Genomic DNA, 16,951 nt, shown 5'->3' on the forward strand with positions numbered 1-16,951 from the left:
GAAGAGGCGAGAACGGGTAACATAATAACGTCTCTCACAAAACTCGTCGCCGCTCATGCCTAAAACACCGATTGCCAGCCGTCCCCACGACCACTCTCATTGCGTTCACAGCGCACTGTCTGAGGCCGATGCCCTGTGCGCACGTCAAGGCCTGCGCCTGACCGCCTTGCGGCGGCGGGTGCTGGAACTGGTGTGGCAAAGCCACAAGCCGCTGGGTGCCTACGACATTCTCGCAGTGCTCAGCGAACAGGATGGCCGCCGCGCTGCGCCGCCGACCGTGTACCGCGCGTTGGATTTCCTGCTGGAAAACGGTCTGGTGCACCGCATTTCCTCGCTGAACGCCTTCATCGGCTGCAATTACCCGGAACACGCCCACCAGGGCCAGTTCCTGATCTGCCGTGAATGCAACGCTGCCATCGAACTTGAACAGAAGTCCATCAGTGAAGCGATCATCGCCAGCGCCAGGGATGTCGGGTTCGTCGTCGAAAGTCAGACCGTCGAAGTGGTCGGCGTCTGTTCGGGTTGCCAGGGGGCTTGATGAGCAATGCGCTGATCCGCCTCGAGCAGGTTGCCGTCAGGTTTGCCGGGCAAAACGTGCTGGATAACATCGAACTGAGCGTCGAACCGGGGCAGATCGTCACCCTGATCGGCCCCAACGGTGCCGGCAAAACCACCCTCGTGCGGGCGGTGCTCGGCTTGTTGAAGCCGGACAGCGGCAGCGTGTGGCGCAAGCCGAAACTGCGGGTCGGTTACATGCCGCAAAAACTTCACGTCGATCCGACGCTTCCACTGTCGGTGCTGCGCTTCTTGCGGCTGGTGCCGGGCGTGGACCGCGCTCGGGCTTTGGCGGCCCTCAAGGAAGTCGGCGCCGAACAGGTGATCGACAGCCCGGTGCAAAGTGTTTCCGGTGGTGAAATGCAGCGGGTGCTGCTGGCCCGGGCGCTGTTGCGCGAGCCGGAGTTGCTGGTGCTCGACGAGCCGGTGCAAGGCGTCGATGTGGCGGGTCAGGCCGAACTGTACAGCCTGATCACCCGTCTGCGTGACCGTCACGGTTGCGGCGTATTGATGGTTTCCCATGATTTGCATTTGGTCATGAGCACCACCGATCAAGTGGTCTGCCTCAACCGTCACGTTTGCTGTTCCGGCCATCCCGAGCAAGTGAGCGGCGATCCGGCTTTCGTCGAGCTGTTCGGAAAGAACGCACAAAGCCTGGCGATTTATCACCACCATCACGACCACGCCCATGATCTGCATGGCTCGGTGGTCACCACGGCCCCGGCCCAACCTCACGTTCATGGAGATAGCTGCAAGCATGGCTGATTTTCTGCTCTACGCCCTGCTTGCAGGCCTGGCCCTGGCACTGGTGGCGGGCCCGTTGGGATCTTTCGTGGTCTGGCGGCGCATGGCGTATTTCGGCGACACCCTGTCCCACGCGGCCTTGCTCGGCGTGGCGTTGGGCTTTTTGCTGGATGTCAGCCCGACGGTGGCCGTCACCGTCGGCTGTTTGTTATTGGCGGTGTTGCTGGTGACCTTGCAACAGCGTCAGCCGCTGGCGTCCGACACGCTTTTGGGAATTCTCGCACCGAGCACGCTCTCTTTAGGCCTTGTCGTACTAAGCTTCATGCACGAAGTGCGGATCGACCTGATGGCGTATCTGTTCGGCGATTTGCTGGCGATCAGTCCGACCGATCTGGCCTGGATACTCGGCGGCAGCGCGGCTGTCATGGCCTTGCTGGTGACATTGTGGCGGCCATTGCTGGCGATCACGGTGCATGAAGAGCTGGCGAGGGTGGAAGGTTTGCCGGTGCCGGCGCTGCGTCTGACCCTGATGTTGCTGATCGCCGTTGTGATCGCCGTGGCGATGAAAATCGTCGGGGTGTTGTTGATTACGTCGCTGCTGATCATCCCCGCGGCTGCGGCACAACGTCACGCCCGGTCACCGGAACAGATGGCACTGGGTGCGAGCCTGCTGGGCATGCTCGCGGTGTGTGGCGGGTTGGCATTGTCCTGGTTCAAGGACACGCCGGCGGGCCCGTCGATCGTGGTGGCCGCCGCCGCGCTGTTTCTGCTGAGTTTTGTCCTGCCCCGTCGAGGGGTGTAGACTTGCTCGTTTTTTGCGCAAATAGAGAGTCGCAGGAATGAAGCTGTTAGCCTCCCGTTATCTGCTCCTTGTTGCATTTTCGCTGCTACTGGGCGCATGTCAAAGCACGCCACCGGCGGCCACCGAGGCCACTGATGCGCGGGCAACGGCCATCGCACAGCTCGAGCAAAGCCTCGCCAGCAGCGAGCTGGCCACTGCTGAAGATCAACTGGCTGCCTTGCAGGCCGGGTCGCCAAACGACCCATCCCTTGTGCAGTACCAACGGCAACTCGCCGAAGCCTATCTGCAACGCAGCCAGATCGTGCTGCAAAAAGGCGATGTGAATGCTGCTGCCACCGCCCTGAGCCGTGCGCGGGCATTGATGCCCAAGGCTCCGGCGCTGACCGGTGGGGTCAACAACGCCATCGTCAATGCGCGCAAGGCTGAGCTCGATAGAGCTGAAGCAGCGCTGTTGGCTGCCGAGGCTAAACCACAGGCGAAGGTGATTGATCCGACCGCCGAGAGCACTACCGTCGCATTGAACCTCACCGATATGAGCAAACTTCGTCGGCAACTGGATGCGATCGCGGCCGATGTGGTGAATTACCAATGTGACGTGAGCATTCAGGCGCCGCGTACGCAGGATTATCCTTGGTTGGCCACGCTGCTGACGAAGAGGGTGAAGAAGCTGGATTCGGGGTTTGATCTGAATCTGCAGAAGCAGATCGTGCGCAACATTCCGGCGCAGATGGTCTTGAGTCCGCGTAAACCTTAAAAAGCTTCGCGGGCAAGCCTCGCTCCTACAGGTCATGCGCCGATGTCGCACAAATCCTGTAGAGCAAGGCTTGCCCGCGAAGGCGTCTTTCAGACCTACAAAAAGCCTTAAGCCGGAATCGCCTTGGCCTTAGGCTCCCGATCCCAAACCCGATGCTGCCCTATCGCTGCAAAAAACGCTTTGATCAACTTCGCGTCCGTCCCCACGATCAACCCCGCATCAGCCTCGAGCTTCAACACATCCAGCAATTGCTTCGCCTCGCCTTGCAACGCGATCGCCTTCAAGTGTTTGTACGCCTCCAGCACGTAATGCAGCGCCACGCCATCACCGCTCAACGCTTTGATGGATGCCGCGCCACCCGGCACAAAGACCGCATCGAAGGCGATGGATGGCATGCCTTCCATGGAGGCATCCACCGGCAGCGTCTTGCCATCGGCCGTTGTCACCGGGGCGGACGTCGGGCCGAGCAGTTTGGCGTGCGCGCCTTCTGCTTTCAGCGCTTTCTTCATGGCATCGATTGCAGCGCCATCGACACCGTTGGCCGCCAGGATCGCGACTTTTCGGGTTTTGATATCACCGGGCAACAAATTGGCCTGGCTCAGGGCCGGTGAGCGGTCCAGGGAGATTTTCGGCACATCGACCGTCCCGGCCTTCGGTGCCGGCAAACCAAGGTTCTGCGCCACACGCTTGGCCAGTTCCAGGTCGATGTTGGCGAGGATTTCATTCACTTCACGCGCGCGGATAAACTCCCGCTCAACCTTGCCCAGCTCAAAGCTGTAGGCCGAGATGATGTGTTCCTGCTCGTGTTTGCTCATGCTGTGAAAGAACAGCCGCGCCTGCGAGAAGTGATCGCTGAACGACTCGCTGCGCTGGCGGATCTTGTTGGCGTCGATGCGCTCTGGATAGGTCTCGAAGCCGCCATCTTGCGCGGCGGGCGGCGTTTCTTTCGGCCAGCCACCGTCGATGGAATTCGGTTCGTAGGACGCGCGCCCCTTGTCGATGGTGGTGCGGTGCATCGCATCCCGCTGGCCATTATGGAAGGGGGCCACCGGACGGTTGATCGGGATCTCGTGAAAATTCGGCCCGCCGAGTCGGCTGATTTGCGTATCGGTGTAGGAAAACAACCGACCTTGCAGCAATGGATCGTTGGAGAAATCGATGCCCGGCACGATGTGCCCCGGGCAGAAAGCGACCTGCTCGGTTTCGGCGAAGAAGTTGTCCGGGTTGCGGTTGAGCACCATCTTGCCCAGTGGCGTGATCGGCACGATTTCCTCGGGAATGATTTTGGTCGGGTCGAGAATGTCGAAATCGAAGGAATGTTCATTTTCCTCTTCGACGACCTGTACGCCCAGTTCCCATTCCGGATAGTCGCCCATCTCGATCGATTCCCAAAGATCGCGACGGTGGTAGTCGGTGTCTTTACCGGCGAGTTTCTGCGCTTCATCCCAGACCAGCGAGCAGGTCCCGGCGGAAGGGCGCCAGTGAAATTTGACGAACCTCGATTTGCCTTCGGCGTTGATCAGCCGGAATGTATGCACGCCGAATCCCTGCATGCTGCGCAGGCTTTTCGGGATCGCCCGGTCGGACATCGCCCATATCACCATGTGCGCTGATTCCGGCACCAGCGAGACAAAGTCCCAAAAGGTGTCGTGCGCCGAACCGCCCGTAGGAATCTCGTTGTGTGGTTCGGGTTTTACCGCGTGCACGAAGTCAGGAAACTTGATCGCGTCCTGTATGAAAAACACCGGCATGTTGTTGCCCACCAGGTCGAAGTTGCCTTCGTCGGTGAAGAACTTCACGGCGAAACCGCGTACATCGCGCACGGTATCGCCCGACCCACGCGGGCCTTGTACGGTGGAAAATCGTACGAAAACCGGTGTTTTCTTACCCGGGTCCTGTAAGAAACCGGCCTTGGTCAGTACGGAATGGTTTTCATAGGTCTGGAAAAAACCATGAGCGCCAGTGCCCCGGGCATGGACGATGCGCTCCGGGATGCGCTCATGGTCAAAGTGCGTGATCTTTTCACGCATGATGAAGTCTTCCAGCAACGACGGTCCGCGGGCGCCGACTTTCAACGTGTTCTGGTTGTCCGAAACTTTCACGCCCTGGTTGGTGCGCAAGGCTTGTTCGGTGGCGTCGGAGCGGAATTTTTCCAGGCTGTCGAGCTTGGTATTGGTGTTGCCGCGATCCAGTGTGTCGGTCCCGGCCAGTGCGCTTTTGGGTGCGGCAGGCTTTTTAGTACTCATCAGTCGTTAACTCCTCGTTGCGATTCCTGCCGTAGCCAGGACTCTTATGCATTCCCCTGGCACGGCACCGGGGGCGTTTTCGAGTTGCCTTATTAGTGACTGATGGGCTTTTTAGCCGTTCCTTTTTTATGACCTTTGATCGCGTTATTGCCAAATGAAAGGATGAATGCGGAATAAATGCTAATAACCTCTATACGGACAGGCTAAAATGCGCGCCCGGCTAACCGCTGATCCTTTTCTAACGCGCCCCACAAGGTTCGCTACGTGATCGAGTTTCAAAACGTCCACAAAACCTACCGCGTCGCCGGTAAGGATATTCCCGCCCTGCACCCGACCAGTCTGACGATTGAGAACGGTCAGGTCTTCGGCCTGATCGGTCATTCCGGTGCGGGAAAAAGTACCCTGCTGCGTCTGATCAATCGCCTGGAGAACTCCAGTGGCGGCAAGATCATTGTCGATGGCGAAGAAGTCACGGCACTCGACGCCAATGGCTTGCGCCGCTTCCGTCAGCAGGTCGGGATGATTTTCCAGCACTTCAACCTGCTGGCGTCCAAGACCGTCGCCGACAACGTCGCGTTGCCGCTGACCCTTGCGGGCGAATTGTCGCGCAGTGAGATCGACCAGCGTGTGGCCGAGTTGCTGGCGCGGGTTGGCTTGTCCGACCACGCGAAAAAGTACCCGGCGCAGTTGTCCGGCGGCCAGAAGCAGCGTGTGGGCATTGCCCGCGCGCTGGCGACCAAGCCAAAAATCCTGCTGTGCGATGAAGCCACCAGCGCCCTGGACCCGCAAACCACGGCGTCGGTCCTGCAATTGCTGGCCGAGATCAACCGCGAGCTGAAGCTGACCATCGTCCTGATCACCCACGAGATGGATGTGATCCGCCGCGTTTGTGACCAGGTTGCGGTCATGGACGCTGGGGTGATCGTCGAGCAAGGTTCGGTGGCCGAGGTGTTCCTGCATCCCAAGCACCCGACTACCAAGCGTTTCGTGCAGGAAGACGAGCAGATCGACGAAAGCGAACAGCGCGACGATTTCGCTCACGTGCCGGGCCGTATCGTGCGTCTGACCTTCCAGGGCGAAGCGACCTACGCGCCATTGCTGGGAACCGTCGCTCGGGAAACGGGCGTGGACTACAGCATCCTGGCCGGTCGCATCGACCGCATCAAAGACATCCCCTACGGGCAATTGACCCTGGCGGTCACCGGCGGCGACATGGAGGCGGCGTTTGCCCGCTTCACCGCGGCTGATGTCCACATGGAGGTTCTGCGCTGATGGAAGCCCTGACAAGTTTCTTCGCCAATATCGACTGGTTCGAAATCTGGCTGGCCACTGGCGATACCCTGCTGATGCTCGGCGGTTCGCTGTTGTTCACCGTGCTGCTGGGCCTTCCGCTTGGCGTGCTGTTGTTCCTTTGCAGCCCGCGTCAGTTGCTGGAAGCCAAGGGCGTATACGCAATGTTGTCGCTGGTGGTGAACATTCTGCGTTCGCTGCCCTTCATCATTCTGCTGATCGTGATGATTCCGTTCACCGTGTTGATCACCGGCACTTCGCTGGGTGTTGCGGGTGCCATTCCGCCGCTGGTGGTGGGTGCCACGCCGTTCTTCGCGCGACTGGTGGAAACCGCCCTGCGTGAAGTGGATCGCGGCATCATCGAAGCGACACAGGCCATGGGCGCGACGACACGTCAGATCATCACCAATGCCTTGCTGCCAGAAGCCCGCCCGGGCATCTTCGCGGCGATTACGGTGACAGCTATTACACTGGTGTCCTACACGGCGATGGCCGGTGTGGTGGGGGCGGGTGGTCTGGGTGACCTGGCGATCCGTTTTGGTTACCAGCGTTTCCAGACCGATGTGATGGTCGTCACCGTGGTATTGCTGCTGGTCCTGGTTCAAGTGCTGCAAACCGTTGGCGATAAGCTGGTCGTACACTTCTCGCGTAAATAAGTCATGAGCCGGCCATTCGCTGGCAGGCGCCATGCGCCTCACAAGGAGTTAGCTGAATGAAAAAACTACTCGTCGCGTTCGCTGCCGTTGCAGCCTTTTCCGCCCACGCAGACACCCTGACCGTTGCGGCGTCCCCGGTCCCGCACGCAGAAATCCTCGAATTCGTGAAACCAGCCCTGGCCAAGGAAGGCGTGGACCTGAAAGTCAAAGTCTTCACCGACTACATCCAGCCGAACGTGCAAGTGGCCGAAAAACGTCTGGATGCCAACTTCTTCCAGCACCAGCCGTACCTCGATGAATTCAACAAGGCCAAGGGCACCAATCTGGTTTCCGTGGCTGGTGTGCACCTCGAACCACTGGGCGCTTATTCCAGCAAGTACAAAGCGCTGACCGAACTGCCGGGCGGTGCCACCGTAGTGATCCCTAACGATGCCACCAACGGCGGCCGCGCGCTGTTGCTGCTGGCGAAGTCTGGCCTGATCAAGTTGAAGGATTCGAACAATATCCTGGCGACCATCAAGGACATTACCGAGAACACCAAGGACCTGAAGTTCCGCGAACTGGAAGCCGCGACCATTCCGCGTGTGCTGACCCAGGTCGACCTGGCGCTGATCAACACCAACTACGCGCTGGAAGCAAAGCTTGATCCGGCCAAGGATGCGCTGGTCATCGAAGGCAGCGACTCGCCGTATGTGAACATCCTCGTTGCCCGCCCGGACGACAAGGACAGCGAAGACATGAAGAAGCTGGTTGCCGCGCTGCACAGCCCGGAAGTGAAAGCCTTCATTCTCGAGAAGTACAAAGGCGCGGTAGTGCCGGCGTTCTGATTTGAAGCTGTAACGAAAAATGGGGCGCATTGAATGCGCCCCATTTTTTTATGCCTGAAACACAGACCCTGTAGGAGCCAGGCTTGCCGGCGAAGGCGATCTCACGGGCGCCTTCGCCGGCAAGCCTGGCTCCTGCAGGTATGGTGTCGTGTTTATTTGCGTTTGAGCATCACCGGCAACTGCGCCACCAACTTGGCATTGTTCAACGGCGCCCGAATAAACCCGCGCTGTGTCCCGTCCGGCCCGATCACCGCCAGGTTACCGCTGTGATCAACCGTGTAATTCGGCTTGCTGGTGTCCGCCGGAATGAACGGAATGCTCACCGCGTTGGCCAGCTTCTGAATGTCCTCGACCGAGGCCGCCGTCAGCCCCTGAAACTGCGGATCGAAGTAGCCCAGGTACTGCTTGAGCTGCTTGGGTGTATCGCGGTTCGGGTCGACGCTCACCAGGATAATCTGCAACTTATCCACAGCTTCCGGCGGCAGTTCGCTCTTGATCTGGCGCAACTGGGCGAGGGTGGTCGGGCAGATGTCCGGGCAGAAGGTGTAGCCGAAGAACAGCAGTGACCACTTGTCTTTCAACGCATTGACCGCCACCGGTTTGCCGTCCTGATCGGTCATCGTCACGTCTGGCAGGTTACGGCTTTGCGGCAACAGGATGATCCCGGCGTCGATCAACGCAGTCGGGTCACCCTGGCCTTTGCCGGACAGCACTTTGTTGATAGTCAGGCCCAGGACCAGCGCGATCAGGGCGACGAGGATGAAGACGGTTTTCTGGGTTCGAGTCATAGGTTCAACAGTAGGTAGTGGTCTACGAGCAGCGCGATAAACAGCAGGAACAAGTACCAGATAGAGTACTTGAACGTGTTGATCGCCGCGTGCGGCCGAGTGCCACGGTACAGCACGACGGCCCATTGCAGAAACCTCGCACCCAGTCCGACAGCGCAAATCAGGTAGAGGACGCCGCTCATGTGAATCACGTACGGCATCAGGCTCACGGCCAGCAACGCGAAGGTGTAAAGCAGGATGTGAATTTTGGTGTAGTGCTCGCCGTGGGTCACCGGCAGCATCGGAATATCGGCCTTGGCGTATTCCTCTTTGCGATGGATCGCCAGTGCCCAGAAATGCGGCGGGGTCCAGGCGAAGATGATCAGCACCAGCAGCAGCGGTTCGGCACTGACGTGACCCGTGGCGGCGGTCCAGCCGAGCAGCGGCGGTGCGGCACCGGCCAGGCCGCCGATGACGATGTTCTGTGGTGTCGCGCGTTTGAGGAAACCGGTGTAGACCACGGCGTAACCAAGCAGGGAAGCCAGGGTCAGCCACGCCGTCAGTGGATTGGTGAATGCCAGCAACAACGCCTGCCCCAGCACTGCCAGCACCAATGCGAACGTCAGCGCAGCCGTCGGTGAAACCCGGCCTTCGGCCAAGGGACGCTTATGGGTGCGGGCCATCACCGCATCGATCCGCCGGTCCACCACATGGTTGACCGCCGCCGCCCCGCCGGCACACAACGCAATCCCCAGGTTGCCGAACACCAGCACCGTCCACGGCACCCCGGCGCGAGTCGCGAGGAACATGCCGACCAGCGAGGTGATGAGCATCAGCACCACCACTTTCGGCTTGGTCAGCTCCAGGTAGTCACGCCAGATTGCCTGGCTGTGACGTGCGCCGATCAGAGTCGCCATGGCATCTCTCCTTTTATTGTTATGGGCCCGGCTGAATGTCTGCGCGGGCTGAAGCGCCAGCGTGTCGGTTGTTTGACCCGAACCAGACTGGTCCGGGCGTGGTAATTGACCAGTACCATCGTCAGCAGCAGCCCTGCGCCGCCGGCGTTATGCGCGACGGCCACCGGCAGCGGCAGGTGAAACAGCACGTTGCTGATGCCGAGGGTGATCTGTACGGCGAGGGCGATCAGCACCAGCCCCGCCAGGCGCGTCATGCCGACGACTTTGAGTTGCCACGCCAGACCAAGCAGCGCCACCGTGACCAGCAATGCGCCGATGCGGTGGGTCAGGTGAATCGCGGTGCGAGCATCGCTGTCGAGCTGCCCGCCCAGGTAATTGGGGCCAATGTGTTGGGTCAGGTGAAAGCCGTTGGCGAAGTCCGCCGGGGGCAGCCACTGCCCATGACAGGTCGGGAAGTCGATGCAGGCCACCGCTGCGTAGTTGGAACTGACCCAGCCACCGAGGGCGATTTGCAGGATCACCAGCAGTAGCCCGGCCGTCGCCCAATACTGCAAACGCCGTGGCACCGTGAGCGCGGGCAGCACGCCGGACAGGCGCAAGGTCAGCAGAAACAACAGGCTCAACGTCGCGAACCCCCCGAGCAAATGCCCGGTCACCACTTGCGGCCAAAGCTTGAGCGTCACCGTCCACATGCCGAACGCCGCTTGGGCGATTACCACCGCCAACAGAAACAACGGCAGCTTCACCGGTTGCCCCGGATGCCGACGATGCACCCAGGCGCGCCCGGCCAGTACCGAAATCAACAAGCCCAGCGTACCGGCGAAGTAGCGGTGGACCATTTCGTTCCAGCCCTTGTGGGCTTCGACGGGCGTATCGGGAAAATGCAGTTCGGCATGGGCCAGCTGAGCTTCGCTTTTCGGCACGCTGATAAAGCCGTAGCAGCCCGGCCAGTCCGGGCAGCCGAGGCCGGCGTGGGTCAGGCGAGTGTAGGCGCCGAGCAACACCACTATCAGTGCCAGCAAGGTGGCAAACAGCGCGAGGCGAAATCCAGGTTTGGCCATGACGATGCCCTTATCCGATGTTCGACAGTTTCAGCAGATGGCGCAGGTCGTTAAGCAGCTCCTTGCCCTTGATCGACGGGTCGTAGCGCAGCACCAGATTGCCGTGGGGGTCGATGATCCACAGGTGCGGCGTGTCATTGCTCTGAGCGCCTTTGGTGTAGGTCGGCAGGTCCAGTGAATAACGCTGCAACTGCGGGTACTCGCGTTGAAGTTTAGTCTCGTAATCGCTGTTCAGCGGCTGCGCGGTGGCGATGGCATGACTGGCGCGGGACGCATCGCGACCGAGGCCGATCTGGATTTGTCGCGCCAGGTACACCAGTTGCTGGCAGTCCGCCGAACACTCCTTGGGCGCGGTGACCAGCAATTGCCAGCGGTCCTCCTGCGCCTGCACGCCAAGGTCGGCGCGGGTCTGGCCGTTGCCGATCAGCTCGCCGTGATAGCTGCGACCTTCCGGCACCCAGAACTGCAATTTGTACATGCCGGTGGCGAGGATCATCGGACCGATCACCCCAAGCAGGATCAGCAGCAACTGCAAGCGACCCTTGCGCCGGTTCGCCGGCGTTTTCGCCTCAGACATGCTGGGTGGATTCATGGCCGCTCCCATGGTGTTTCTCCTTTGCGTTGTGCCAACCGAGATAGAGATAGAGGCCGAGCAGGGCGATCGACATGGCGAACCACTGCACGGCATAAGCGATGTGTTTTTCCGGCCCGGTGGCCACCACCGGCCAATCGGCCTGGTAGGACGCGGGGCCGGTTTCTGCGCGTACTTCGTAGGCAAAACCTTCACGGTCCAGCGCCGTCCAGAGCTTTGAAGGCTCGACGGCAGTCACTAACCGAGGCCAGGCCGTGGTGCTCGGATCGGCCTGCAGTTGAAAGGTCGCGCCGGGTGAAACGTAGACCCAGGCATCCAGGCTCAATACCTGAGTCGGCGTGGTGAATTGCGGCGGTGTGCGCCGGTCTGGCCAAGGCAGCCAGCCGCGATTGACCAGCAGCCACAGTCCGGTCGCCTGATCCTGAAACGGTTGCAGCAGCTCGACGCCAACCTTGCCGTCGCGCTGACGGTTATCCAGCAACAGGCTGTGCGCTGCATCGAACTGGCCGTGGAGGCGAACCCGGCGAAAGGCCGGGTCTAAGGTGTGTTGCAGCTCGGTGCTGGCCATCGGTGGGGCGGCACGGCGCTCGGCGTAGGTGTGCAGCAGCGCGCTTTTCTCCGCGCCCCGGCTCAGTTGCCAGAAACCGAGCGACACCAGCAGCGGCAGCAGGATGGCGACCACCAGCGTCGGCACGATGCCCGGCCGAAAGCGCTTCATGGCGTCGCCAGAAAGTCGGTAGTCGCGATAGCTATACTCAAGTGCATCGCCTTTCCCCCGGAGTTCCACCATGCTCAAAGCAGCCATCGTCCTGATGCTGATTGCCACGGTTGTCAGCCTGTTCAGCGGCCTGTTTTTTCTGGTCAAGGACGACAGCAGCTCGAACCGCCTCGTCATTGCCTTGAGTGTTCGTGTGGCCCTGGCCGCCATCACCGTCGGCTTGATCGCCTGGGGTTTTTTCAGCGGCCAGCTGGTGTCGCATGCGCCCTGGTAAGCCTCAGAGCACGTAGACGAAAACGAACAGCCCGATCCACACCACGTCCACGAAGTGCCAATACCAGCTCGCCGCCTCGAAGCCGAATTGGTGCTCGTTATCGAAGTGCCCGCGCAGGATCCGCATCAGCATCACGAACAGAATGATCGTGCCGATGGTCACGTGAGCGCCGTGGAAACCGGTGAGCATGAAAAAGGTCGCACCGTAGATGCCCGAGCCCAGGGTCAGGCCCAGTTCGTGGTAGGCGTGCAGGTACTCTTCGGCCTGGAAGCCGAGGAAGGCACAACCCAGCAACACGGTGATCGCCAGCCAGACTTTCAGCGCGCCGCGATGGCCTTTTTTCAAAGCGTGGTGGGCGATGGTGATGGTGACGCTGGAGCTGACCAATAGAACGGTATTGAGCAGCGGCAGGCCCCAGGGGCTGATCACTTCCTTCGGTGGCGGAAACAGTTTCGAGTCGGGGTTGTTCAGCAGGGGCCAGACGAATTCGAAGTTCGGCCAGAGCATATGCGCGATGCCTTTGGTCCCTTCACCGCCGAGTGCCGGACCAGAAACGTGGCGCACATAAAACAGCGCACCGAAGAAGGCGATAAAGAACATCACCTCCGAGAAGATGAACCAGCTCATGCCCCAGCGAAACGAGCGATCCATCTGGGCGCTATATAGCCCCTGACGACTTTCCTTGATCACCGTACCGAACCAGCCGAACAGCATGTAGGCCACCAGCAGGCCACCGACGAAAAAGATCAGCGGGCCGTGGGATTCCGGCCGCGCCGCTTTCAGATCGTTGAACCAGGTGGCCAGGCCGAACACGGTGACGAACATGCCGACCGTGGCGATGATCGGCCACTTGCTCTGGGCCGGTACGTAATAATGTTCATGAGTTGCCATTTATTGTTCTCCTTATCGGGCACGCTCAGCCGCCAGTATTTACAGCCACCGGTGGATGTCGGGCGGTGATATCGAACAGCGTGTAGGACAGCGTCAGGTGCTTCACATCCTTGGGCATGTCACGGTCAACGATGAAACGTACCGGCATCTCGATCCGTTGACCGGGCTGCAGCACTTGCTGGGTAAAGCAGAAACATTCTGTCTTGTGGAAATACGCCGCCGCGTTGCTCGGCGCGATGCTTGGCACCGCTTGCGCACTCATCGGCTTATCAGTCGGGTTGTGCGCGATGAAGATCATCTCGTTCACTGCGCCAGGGTTGGCCGTCAGCTCGTCGCTCTTGGGGTAGAAATCCCAGGACATGTCAGCCGAGTTGGTCGACAGAAACTGCACGCGGACCTGCCGCGAGGTATCGACGGTTTGCTCGCCTTCATACTGCCCGGCGGTCTTGCCATTGATGCCGAACGCCTTGCACATCACGTCGTAGATCGGCACCAGGGCAAATCCGAAAATAAACATCGCCACCACCACCAGTAACAGACGGGTGACCAGCTTCTTCATCGAAATCGAGTCAGCCATGGTTTCCAACTCCTACGCATGACCCTGTGGGAGCGGCCCTTTGTGGCGAGGGAGCTTGCTCCCGCTGGGTCGCGAAGCGGCCCCAAAAGCTTTGCGTCTGCTTCGCAGCCGAGCGGGAGCAAGCTCCCTCGCCACACAGGCTCGCCCCCACAAAGGTCACAGTGTTCATTTCACTTCCGGCGGCGTGGTGAAGGTGTGATACGGCGCCGGTGACGGGATGCTCCACTCCAGGCCTTCGGCCCCATCCCACGGTTTGGCCGGTGCTGGCGGGCCGCCGCGGATGGTCTTGATCACGATGAACAGGAAGAAGATCTGCGTGGCGCCAAACATGAACGCGCCGATCGACGACACCATGTTGAAGTCGGCGAATTGCAGGTTGTAGTCCGGAATCCGCCGCGGCATCCCCGCCAGCCCCACGAAGTGCATCGGGAAGAACGCCATGTTCATGCCGATGAACGAGAGCCAGAAGTGCAGCTTGCCGAGGGTTTCGTCGTACATGTGGCCGGTCCATTTCGGCAGCCAGTAGTAGGCCGACGCGAAGATCCCGAAGATTGCCCCCGGCACCAGCACGTAGTGGAAATGTGCGACCACGAAGTAGGTGTCCTGGTACTGGAAGTCTGCCGGGGCGATGGCCAGCATCAACCCGGAGAACCCGCCAATCGAAAACAGGATCACGAACGCCACGGCGAACAGCATCGGCGTCTCGAAGGTCAGCGAGCCTTGCCACATGGTGCTCGCCCAGTTGAACACCTTCACCCCGGTGGGCACCGCGATCAGCAGCGTGGCGTACATGAAGAACAGCTCGCCCACCAGCGGAATGCCGACCACGAACATGTGGTGCGCCCAGACGATGAACGACAGGAACGCGATACTCGCCGTGGCATAGACCATCGAGGTGTAGCCAAACAGCGGCTTGCGCGAAAAGGCCGGAATGATCGAGCTGACGGCACCGAAGGCCGGCAGGATCATGATGTACACCTCGGGGTGACCGAAGAACCAGAACACATGCTGGAACAACACCGGGTCACCGCCACCGGCGGCACTGAAGAAGCTGGTGCCGAAGTGGATGTCCATCAGCATCATCGTCACGCAACCGGCCAGCACCGGCATCACCGCAATCAGCAGGAACGCGGTAATCAGCCAGGTCCAGACGAACAGCGGCATTTTCATCAGCGTCATGCCGGGGGCGCGCAGGTTGAGGATGGTGGCGATCACGTTGATCGCGCCCATGATCGAACTGATCCCCATCAAGTGGATGGCGAAGATGAAGAACGTCACGCTTTCCGGTGCGTAGGTCGTCGACAGCGGGGCGTAGAACGTCCAGCCGAAGTTCGGTCCGCCGCCGGGGGTGAACAGGGTCGACACCAGCAGGATGAACGCCGCCGGCAATAGCCAGAAGCTGAAGTTGTTCATCCGTGGCAGGGCCATGTCCGGCGCGCCGATCATCAGCGGGATCATCCAGTTGGCGAGGCCGACGAACGCCGGCATCACCGCACCGAACACCATCACCAGACCGTGCATGGTGGTCATCTGGTTGAAGAATTCCGGCTGGACGATCTGCAGCCCCGGCTGGAACAGTTCGGCGCGAATCACCATCGCGAACGTACCGCCCAAGAGGAACATGGAGAACGCAAACCACAGGTACAGCGTGCCGATATCCTTGTGGTTGGTGGTCAGCACCCAGCGCATCAGACCTTTGGCCGGGCCGTGGGCATGATCGGTGTGGGTCTGAACATGGTCATCGATTACAGTAGTCATGTCCTGTCTCCTGCAAACAGATGGGCTGGGCGGGCCGGGGCGCATTGCCCCGACCGGTTCCTGGTGCACGCAATAGACCGGGTCATTTGCTTTCCGCCTGTTTCAGCTCCAGCACTTCTTTAGGAGTGACCATGTCGCCTTTGTTGTTGCCCCAGGCGTTACGTTCGTAGGTCACGACCGCCGCGATATCGACTTCCGAGAGCTGCTTGCCGAACGCTGCCATGGCGGTGCCAGGCTTGCCGTGGAAAACAATGCTCAAGTGATCCTTGATCGGGCCGGTGGCGATTTTCGAGCCCTTGAGTGCCGGGAACATCGGCGGCAAGCCCTGGCCTTCGGCCTGGTGACAGGCCACGCAAGTGGTGTGATAGACCTTGTCGCCACGCTCTTTAAGCTCGTCGAGGGTCCATTCCTTGCTGGTCAGCTCTTTGAGCTGCATGGCCTCGGCCTTGCGCTCGCCCAGCCATTTTTCGTAATCGGCCTTCTCCTTGACCTCGACCACGATCGGCATGAAGCCGTGGTCCTTGCCGCACAATTCGGCGCACTGCCCACGGTAGAGGCCAGGCTTGTCGACGCGGGTCCAGGCTTCATTGACGAATCCCGGAATCGCATCGCGCTTGACTGCGAAGGCCGGCACCCACCAGGAGTGAATAACGTCGGCGGAGGTCACCAGGAAGCGCACTTTGGCGCCAATCGGCAGCACCAGTGGCTTGTCGACCTCCAGCAGGTAGTGCTCGCCCTTGGCTTCCTTATTGTGAATCTGGTCGGCGGGCGTGGCCAGGTTGCTGAAGAACTCGACGTCCTGGCCCAGGTATTTGTAATGCCACTTCCACTGATAGCCGGTGACCTGGATATCGATATCCGGCTCACTGGCGTCGTACATCTTGATCAGGGTTGCCGTGGCAGGAACCGCCATGGCCACCAGGATCACGAAGGGCACGATGGTCCAGAGGATTTCGACGGTGGTGCTTTCATGAAATTTTGCGGCCACCTGCCCGGTCGAGCGACGGTGGAGGATCATCGACCAGAACATGGCGCCGAAGACGATGATGCCGATCACTACACAGATCCAGAAAATGGTCATGTGCAGGTCAAATACTGCGTGACTGATTTCAGTCGCTCCCGGCGCCATATTCACAGTCCAGGCGGCGTGCGCCTGACCGAAAATCGACCACAACAGGAGGCCCATCCAGACGTGTGGATGTCGCATCATTGCGGGTTCCCCTTATCGTTCTTTTTATCCCGCCGGCTTTCACCTGCGGCAAGGGAGCGGCATTTTCAGACTACGAACTTGAATCGCCGGGCCTTGCTGCGTGTGCAGTCGGGCGTCATCAGCTAACTCCATTCCCACCCGAGTATAGACAGCGACTGCCACCTCGCAACGTGACGGCGTAAATGATCTGAAACAGCTGGGACTTGCGTTCTAGGTCTCGAATGGAGAAGGATGCGGACGAGTGGTGGCAAATGGATATAACTGTGATGTCTCAAGGATGAAATAATTATGACAAATGCGTCTTAGCCTTTT

At 60.1% G+C, this 16,951-nt stretch carries 18 protein-coding genes; 8 read left to right on the top strand and 10 right to left on the bottom strand.

The annotated features are described in order from the left end of the window. Nucleotides 1-55 precede the first annotated feature (55 nt). The 4 genes from zur to KJF94_RS26875 are packed head-to-tail and all read left to right on the top strand — an operon-like array spanning nt 56 to nt 2,855. Nucleotides 56-538 carry a zinc uptake transcriptional repressor Zur gene (gene zur / locus KJF94_RS26860; RefSeq protein WP_214380038.1) on the top strand — a complete coding sequence of 161 codons (483 nt, stop codon included), beginning with the start codon at nt 56-58 and terminating at the stop codon, nt 536-538. Continuing rightward, on the top strand, nt 538-1,320 hold the full coding sequence (gene znuC, locus KJF94_RS26865; protein ID WP_214380039.1) for a zinc ABC transporter ATP-binding protein ZnuC: 783 nt from the start codon (nt 538-540) through the stop codon (nt 1,318-1,320). The genes zur and znuC overlap by 1 nt, the downstream gene beginning before the upstream one ends. Then, nucleotides 1,313-2,101, top strand: coding sequence for a zinc ABC transporter permease subunit ZnuB (znuB, locus tag KJF94_RS26870; RefSeq protein ID WP_084317511.1), 789 nt, complete (start codon nt 1,313-1,315; stop codon nt 2,099-2,101). Before znuC ends, znuB begins: the two co-directional genes overlap by 8 nt. Nucleotides 2,102-2,138: 37 nt before the next feature. Beyond that, on the top strand, nt 2,139-2,855 hold the full coding sequence (locus KJF94_RS26875; RefSeq protein ID WP_214380040.1) for a PA5502 family lipoprotein: 717 nt from the start codon (nt 2,139-2,141) through the stop codon (nt 2,853-2,855). Between the two features lie 107 nt (nt 2,856-2,962). Here the strand turns inward: KJF94_RS26875 and katE are convergent, their stop codons facing one another. Then, nucleotides 2,963-5,101 (bottom strand): catalase HPII, encoded by a 2,139-nt coding sequence (gene katE / locus KJF94_RS26880; protein WP_214380041.1) that lies wholly within the window; start codon nt 5,099-5,101, stop codon nt 2,963-2,965. 264 nt (nt 5,102-5,365) lie between these two features. Here katE and KJF94_RS26885 point away from each other — a divergent pair, with 264 nt between their 5' ends. Genes KJF94_RS26885 through KJF94_RS26895 form a run of 3 tightly spaced genes read left to right on the top strand, consistent with a single transcriptional unit; the run spans nt 5,366 to nt 7,874 of the window. After that, complete coding sequence (locus tag KJF94_RS26885; protein WP_214380042.1) at nt 5,366-6,373, top strand: methionine ABC transporter ATP-binding protein; 1,008 nt, start codon at nt 5,366-5,368, stop codon at nt 6,371-6,373. Beyond that, complete coding sequence (locus KJF94_RS26890; RefSeq protein ID WP_008002212.1) at nt 6,373-7,047, top strand: methionine ABC transporter permease; 675 nt, start codon at nt 6,373-6,375, stop codon at nt 7,045-7,047. The genes KJF94_RS26885 and KJF94_RS26890 overlap by 1 nt, the downstream gene beginning before the upstream one ends. Nucleotides 7,048-7,103: 56 nt before the next feature. Continuing rightward, nucleotides 7,104-7,874, top strand: a complete 771-nt coding sequence (locus KJF94_RS26895; RefSeq protein WP_214380043.1) for a MetQ/NlpA family ABC transporter substrate-binding protein — start codon at nt 7,104-7,106, stop codon at nt 7,872-7,874. 152 nt (nt 7,875-8,026) lie between these two features. Here KJF94_RS26895 and KJF94_RS26900 read toward each other — a convergent pair whose 3' ends face one another. Genes KJF94_RS26900 through KJF94_RS26920 form a run of 5 tightly spaced genes read right to left on the bottom strand, consistent with a single transcriptional unit; the run spans nt 8,027 to nt 11,929 of the window. Next, on the bottom strand, nt 8,027-8,662 hold the full coding sequence (locus tag KJF94_RS26900) for an SCO family protein (RefSeq protein WP_214380044.1): 636 nt from the start codon (nt 8,660-8,662) through the stop codon (nt 8,027-8,029). Next, nucleotides 8,659-9,558, bottom strand: coding sequence for a heme o synthase (cyoE, locus tag KJF94_RS26905; protein ID WP_084317506.1), 900 nt, complete (start codon nt 9,556-9,558; stop codon nt 8,659-8,661). Before cyoE ends, KJF94_RS26900 begins: the two co-directional genes overlap by 4 nt. After that, nucleotides 9,546-10,619, bottom strand: coding sequence for a COX15/CtaA family protein (locus tag KJF94_RS26910; protein ID WP_214380045.1), 1,074 nt, complete (start codon nt 10,617-10,619; stop codon nt 9,546-9,548). Before KJF94_RS26910 ends, cyoE begins: the two co-directional genes overlap by 13 nt. A gap of 10 nt (nt 10,620-10,629) precedes the next feature. Continuing rightward, nucleotides 10,630-11,223, bottom strand: a complete 594-nt coding sequence (locus KJF94_RS26915) for a hypothetical protein (RefSeq protein WP_214380046.1) — start codon at nt 11,221-11,223, stop codon at nt 10,630-10,632. Beyond that, the gene (locus KJF94_RS26920; RefSeq protein WP_214380047.1) at nt 11,189-11,929 is read right to left on the bottom strand and encodes an SURF1 family protein; all 741 of its coding nucleotides are present in this window, start codon (nt 11,927-11,929) and stop codon (nt 11,189-11,191) included. Before KJF94_RS26920 ends, KJF94_RS26915 begins: the two co-directional genes overlap by 35 nt. 70 nt (nt 11,930-11,999) lie before the next feature. Between KJF94_RS26920 and KJF94_RS26925 the strand changes: the two genes are divergently transcribed. Further along, nucleotides 12,000-12,203, top strand: coding sequence for a twin transmembrane helix small protein (locus KJF94_RS26925; protein WP_008064738.1), 204 nt, complete (start codon nt 12,000-12,002; stop codon nt 12,201-12,203). A 3-nt stretch (nt 12,204-12,206) separates the two neighbouring features. Here the strand turns inward: KJF94_RS26925 and KJF94_RS26930 are convergent, their stop codons facing one another. The 4 genes from KJF94_RS26930 to coxB form a co-directional block, all read right to left on the bottom strand. Further along, nucleotides 12,207-13,094, bottom strand: coding sequence for a cytochrome c oxidase subunit 3 (locus KJF94_RS26930; RefSeq protein ID WP_214380048.1), 888 nt, complete (start codon nt 13,092-13,094; stop codon nt 12,207-12,209). Nucleotides 13,095-13,119: 25 nt separating this feature from the next. Next, entirely contained in the window at nt 13,120-13,671 is a 552-nt protein-coding gene (locus tag KJF94_RS26935; protein WP_214380049.1) for a cytochrome c oxidase assembly protein, read from the bottom strand. A 165-nt stretch (nt 13,672-13,836) separates the two neighbouring features. After that, nucleotides 13,837-15,429 carry a cytochrome c oxidase subunit I gene (ctaD, locus tag KJF94_RS26940; RefSeq protein WP_214380050.1) on the bottom strand — a complete coding sequence of 531 codons (1,593 nt, stop codon included), beginning with the start codon at nt 15,427-15,429 and terminating at the stop codon, nt 13,837-13,839. Nucleotides 15,430-15,511: 82 nt separating this feature from the next. Further along, the gene (coxB, locus tag KJF94_RS26945) at nt 15,512-16,639 is read right to left on the bottom strand and encodes a cytochrome c oxidase subunit II (protein ID WP_084317500.1); all 1,128 of its coding nucleotides are present in this window, start codon (nt 16,637-16,639) and stop codon (nt 15,512-15,514) included. Nucleotides 16,640-16,951 lie beyond the last annotated feature (312 nt).

Source organism: Pseudomonas hormoni (assembly GCF_018502625.1).
GTDB classification, from domain to species: domain Bacteria; phylum Pseudomonadota; class Gammaproteobacteria; order Pseudomonadales; family Pseudomonadaceae; genus Aquipseudomonas; species Aquipseudomonas hormoni.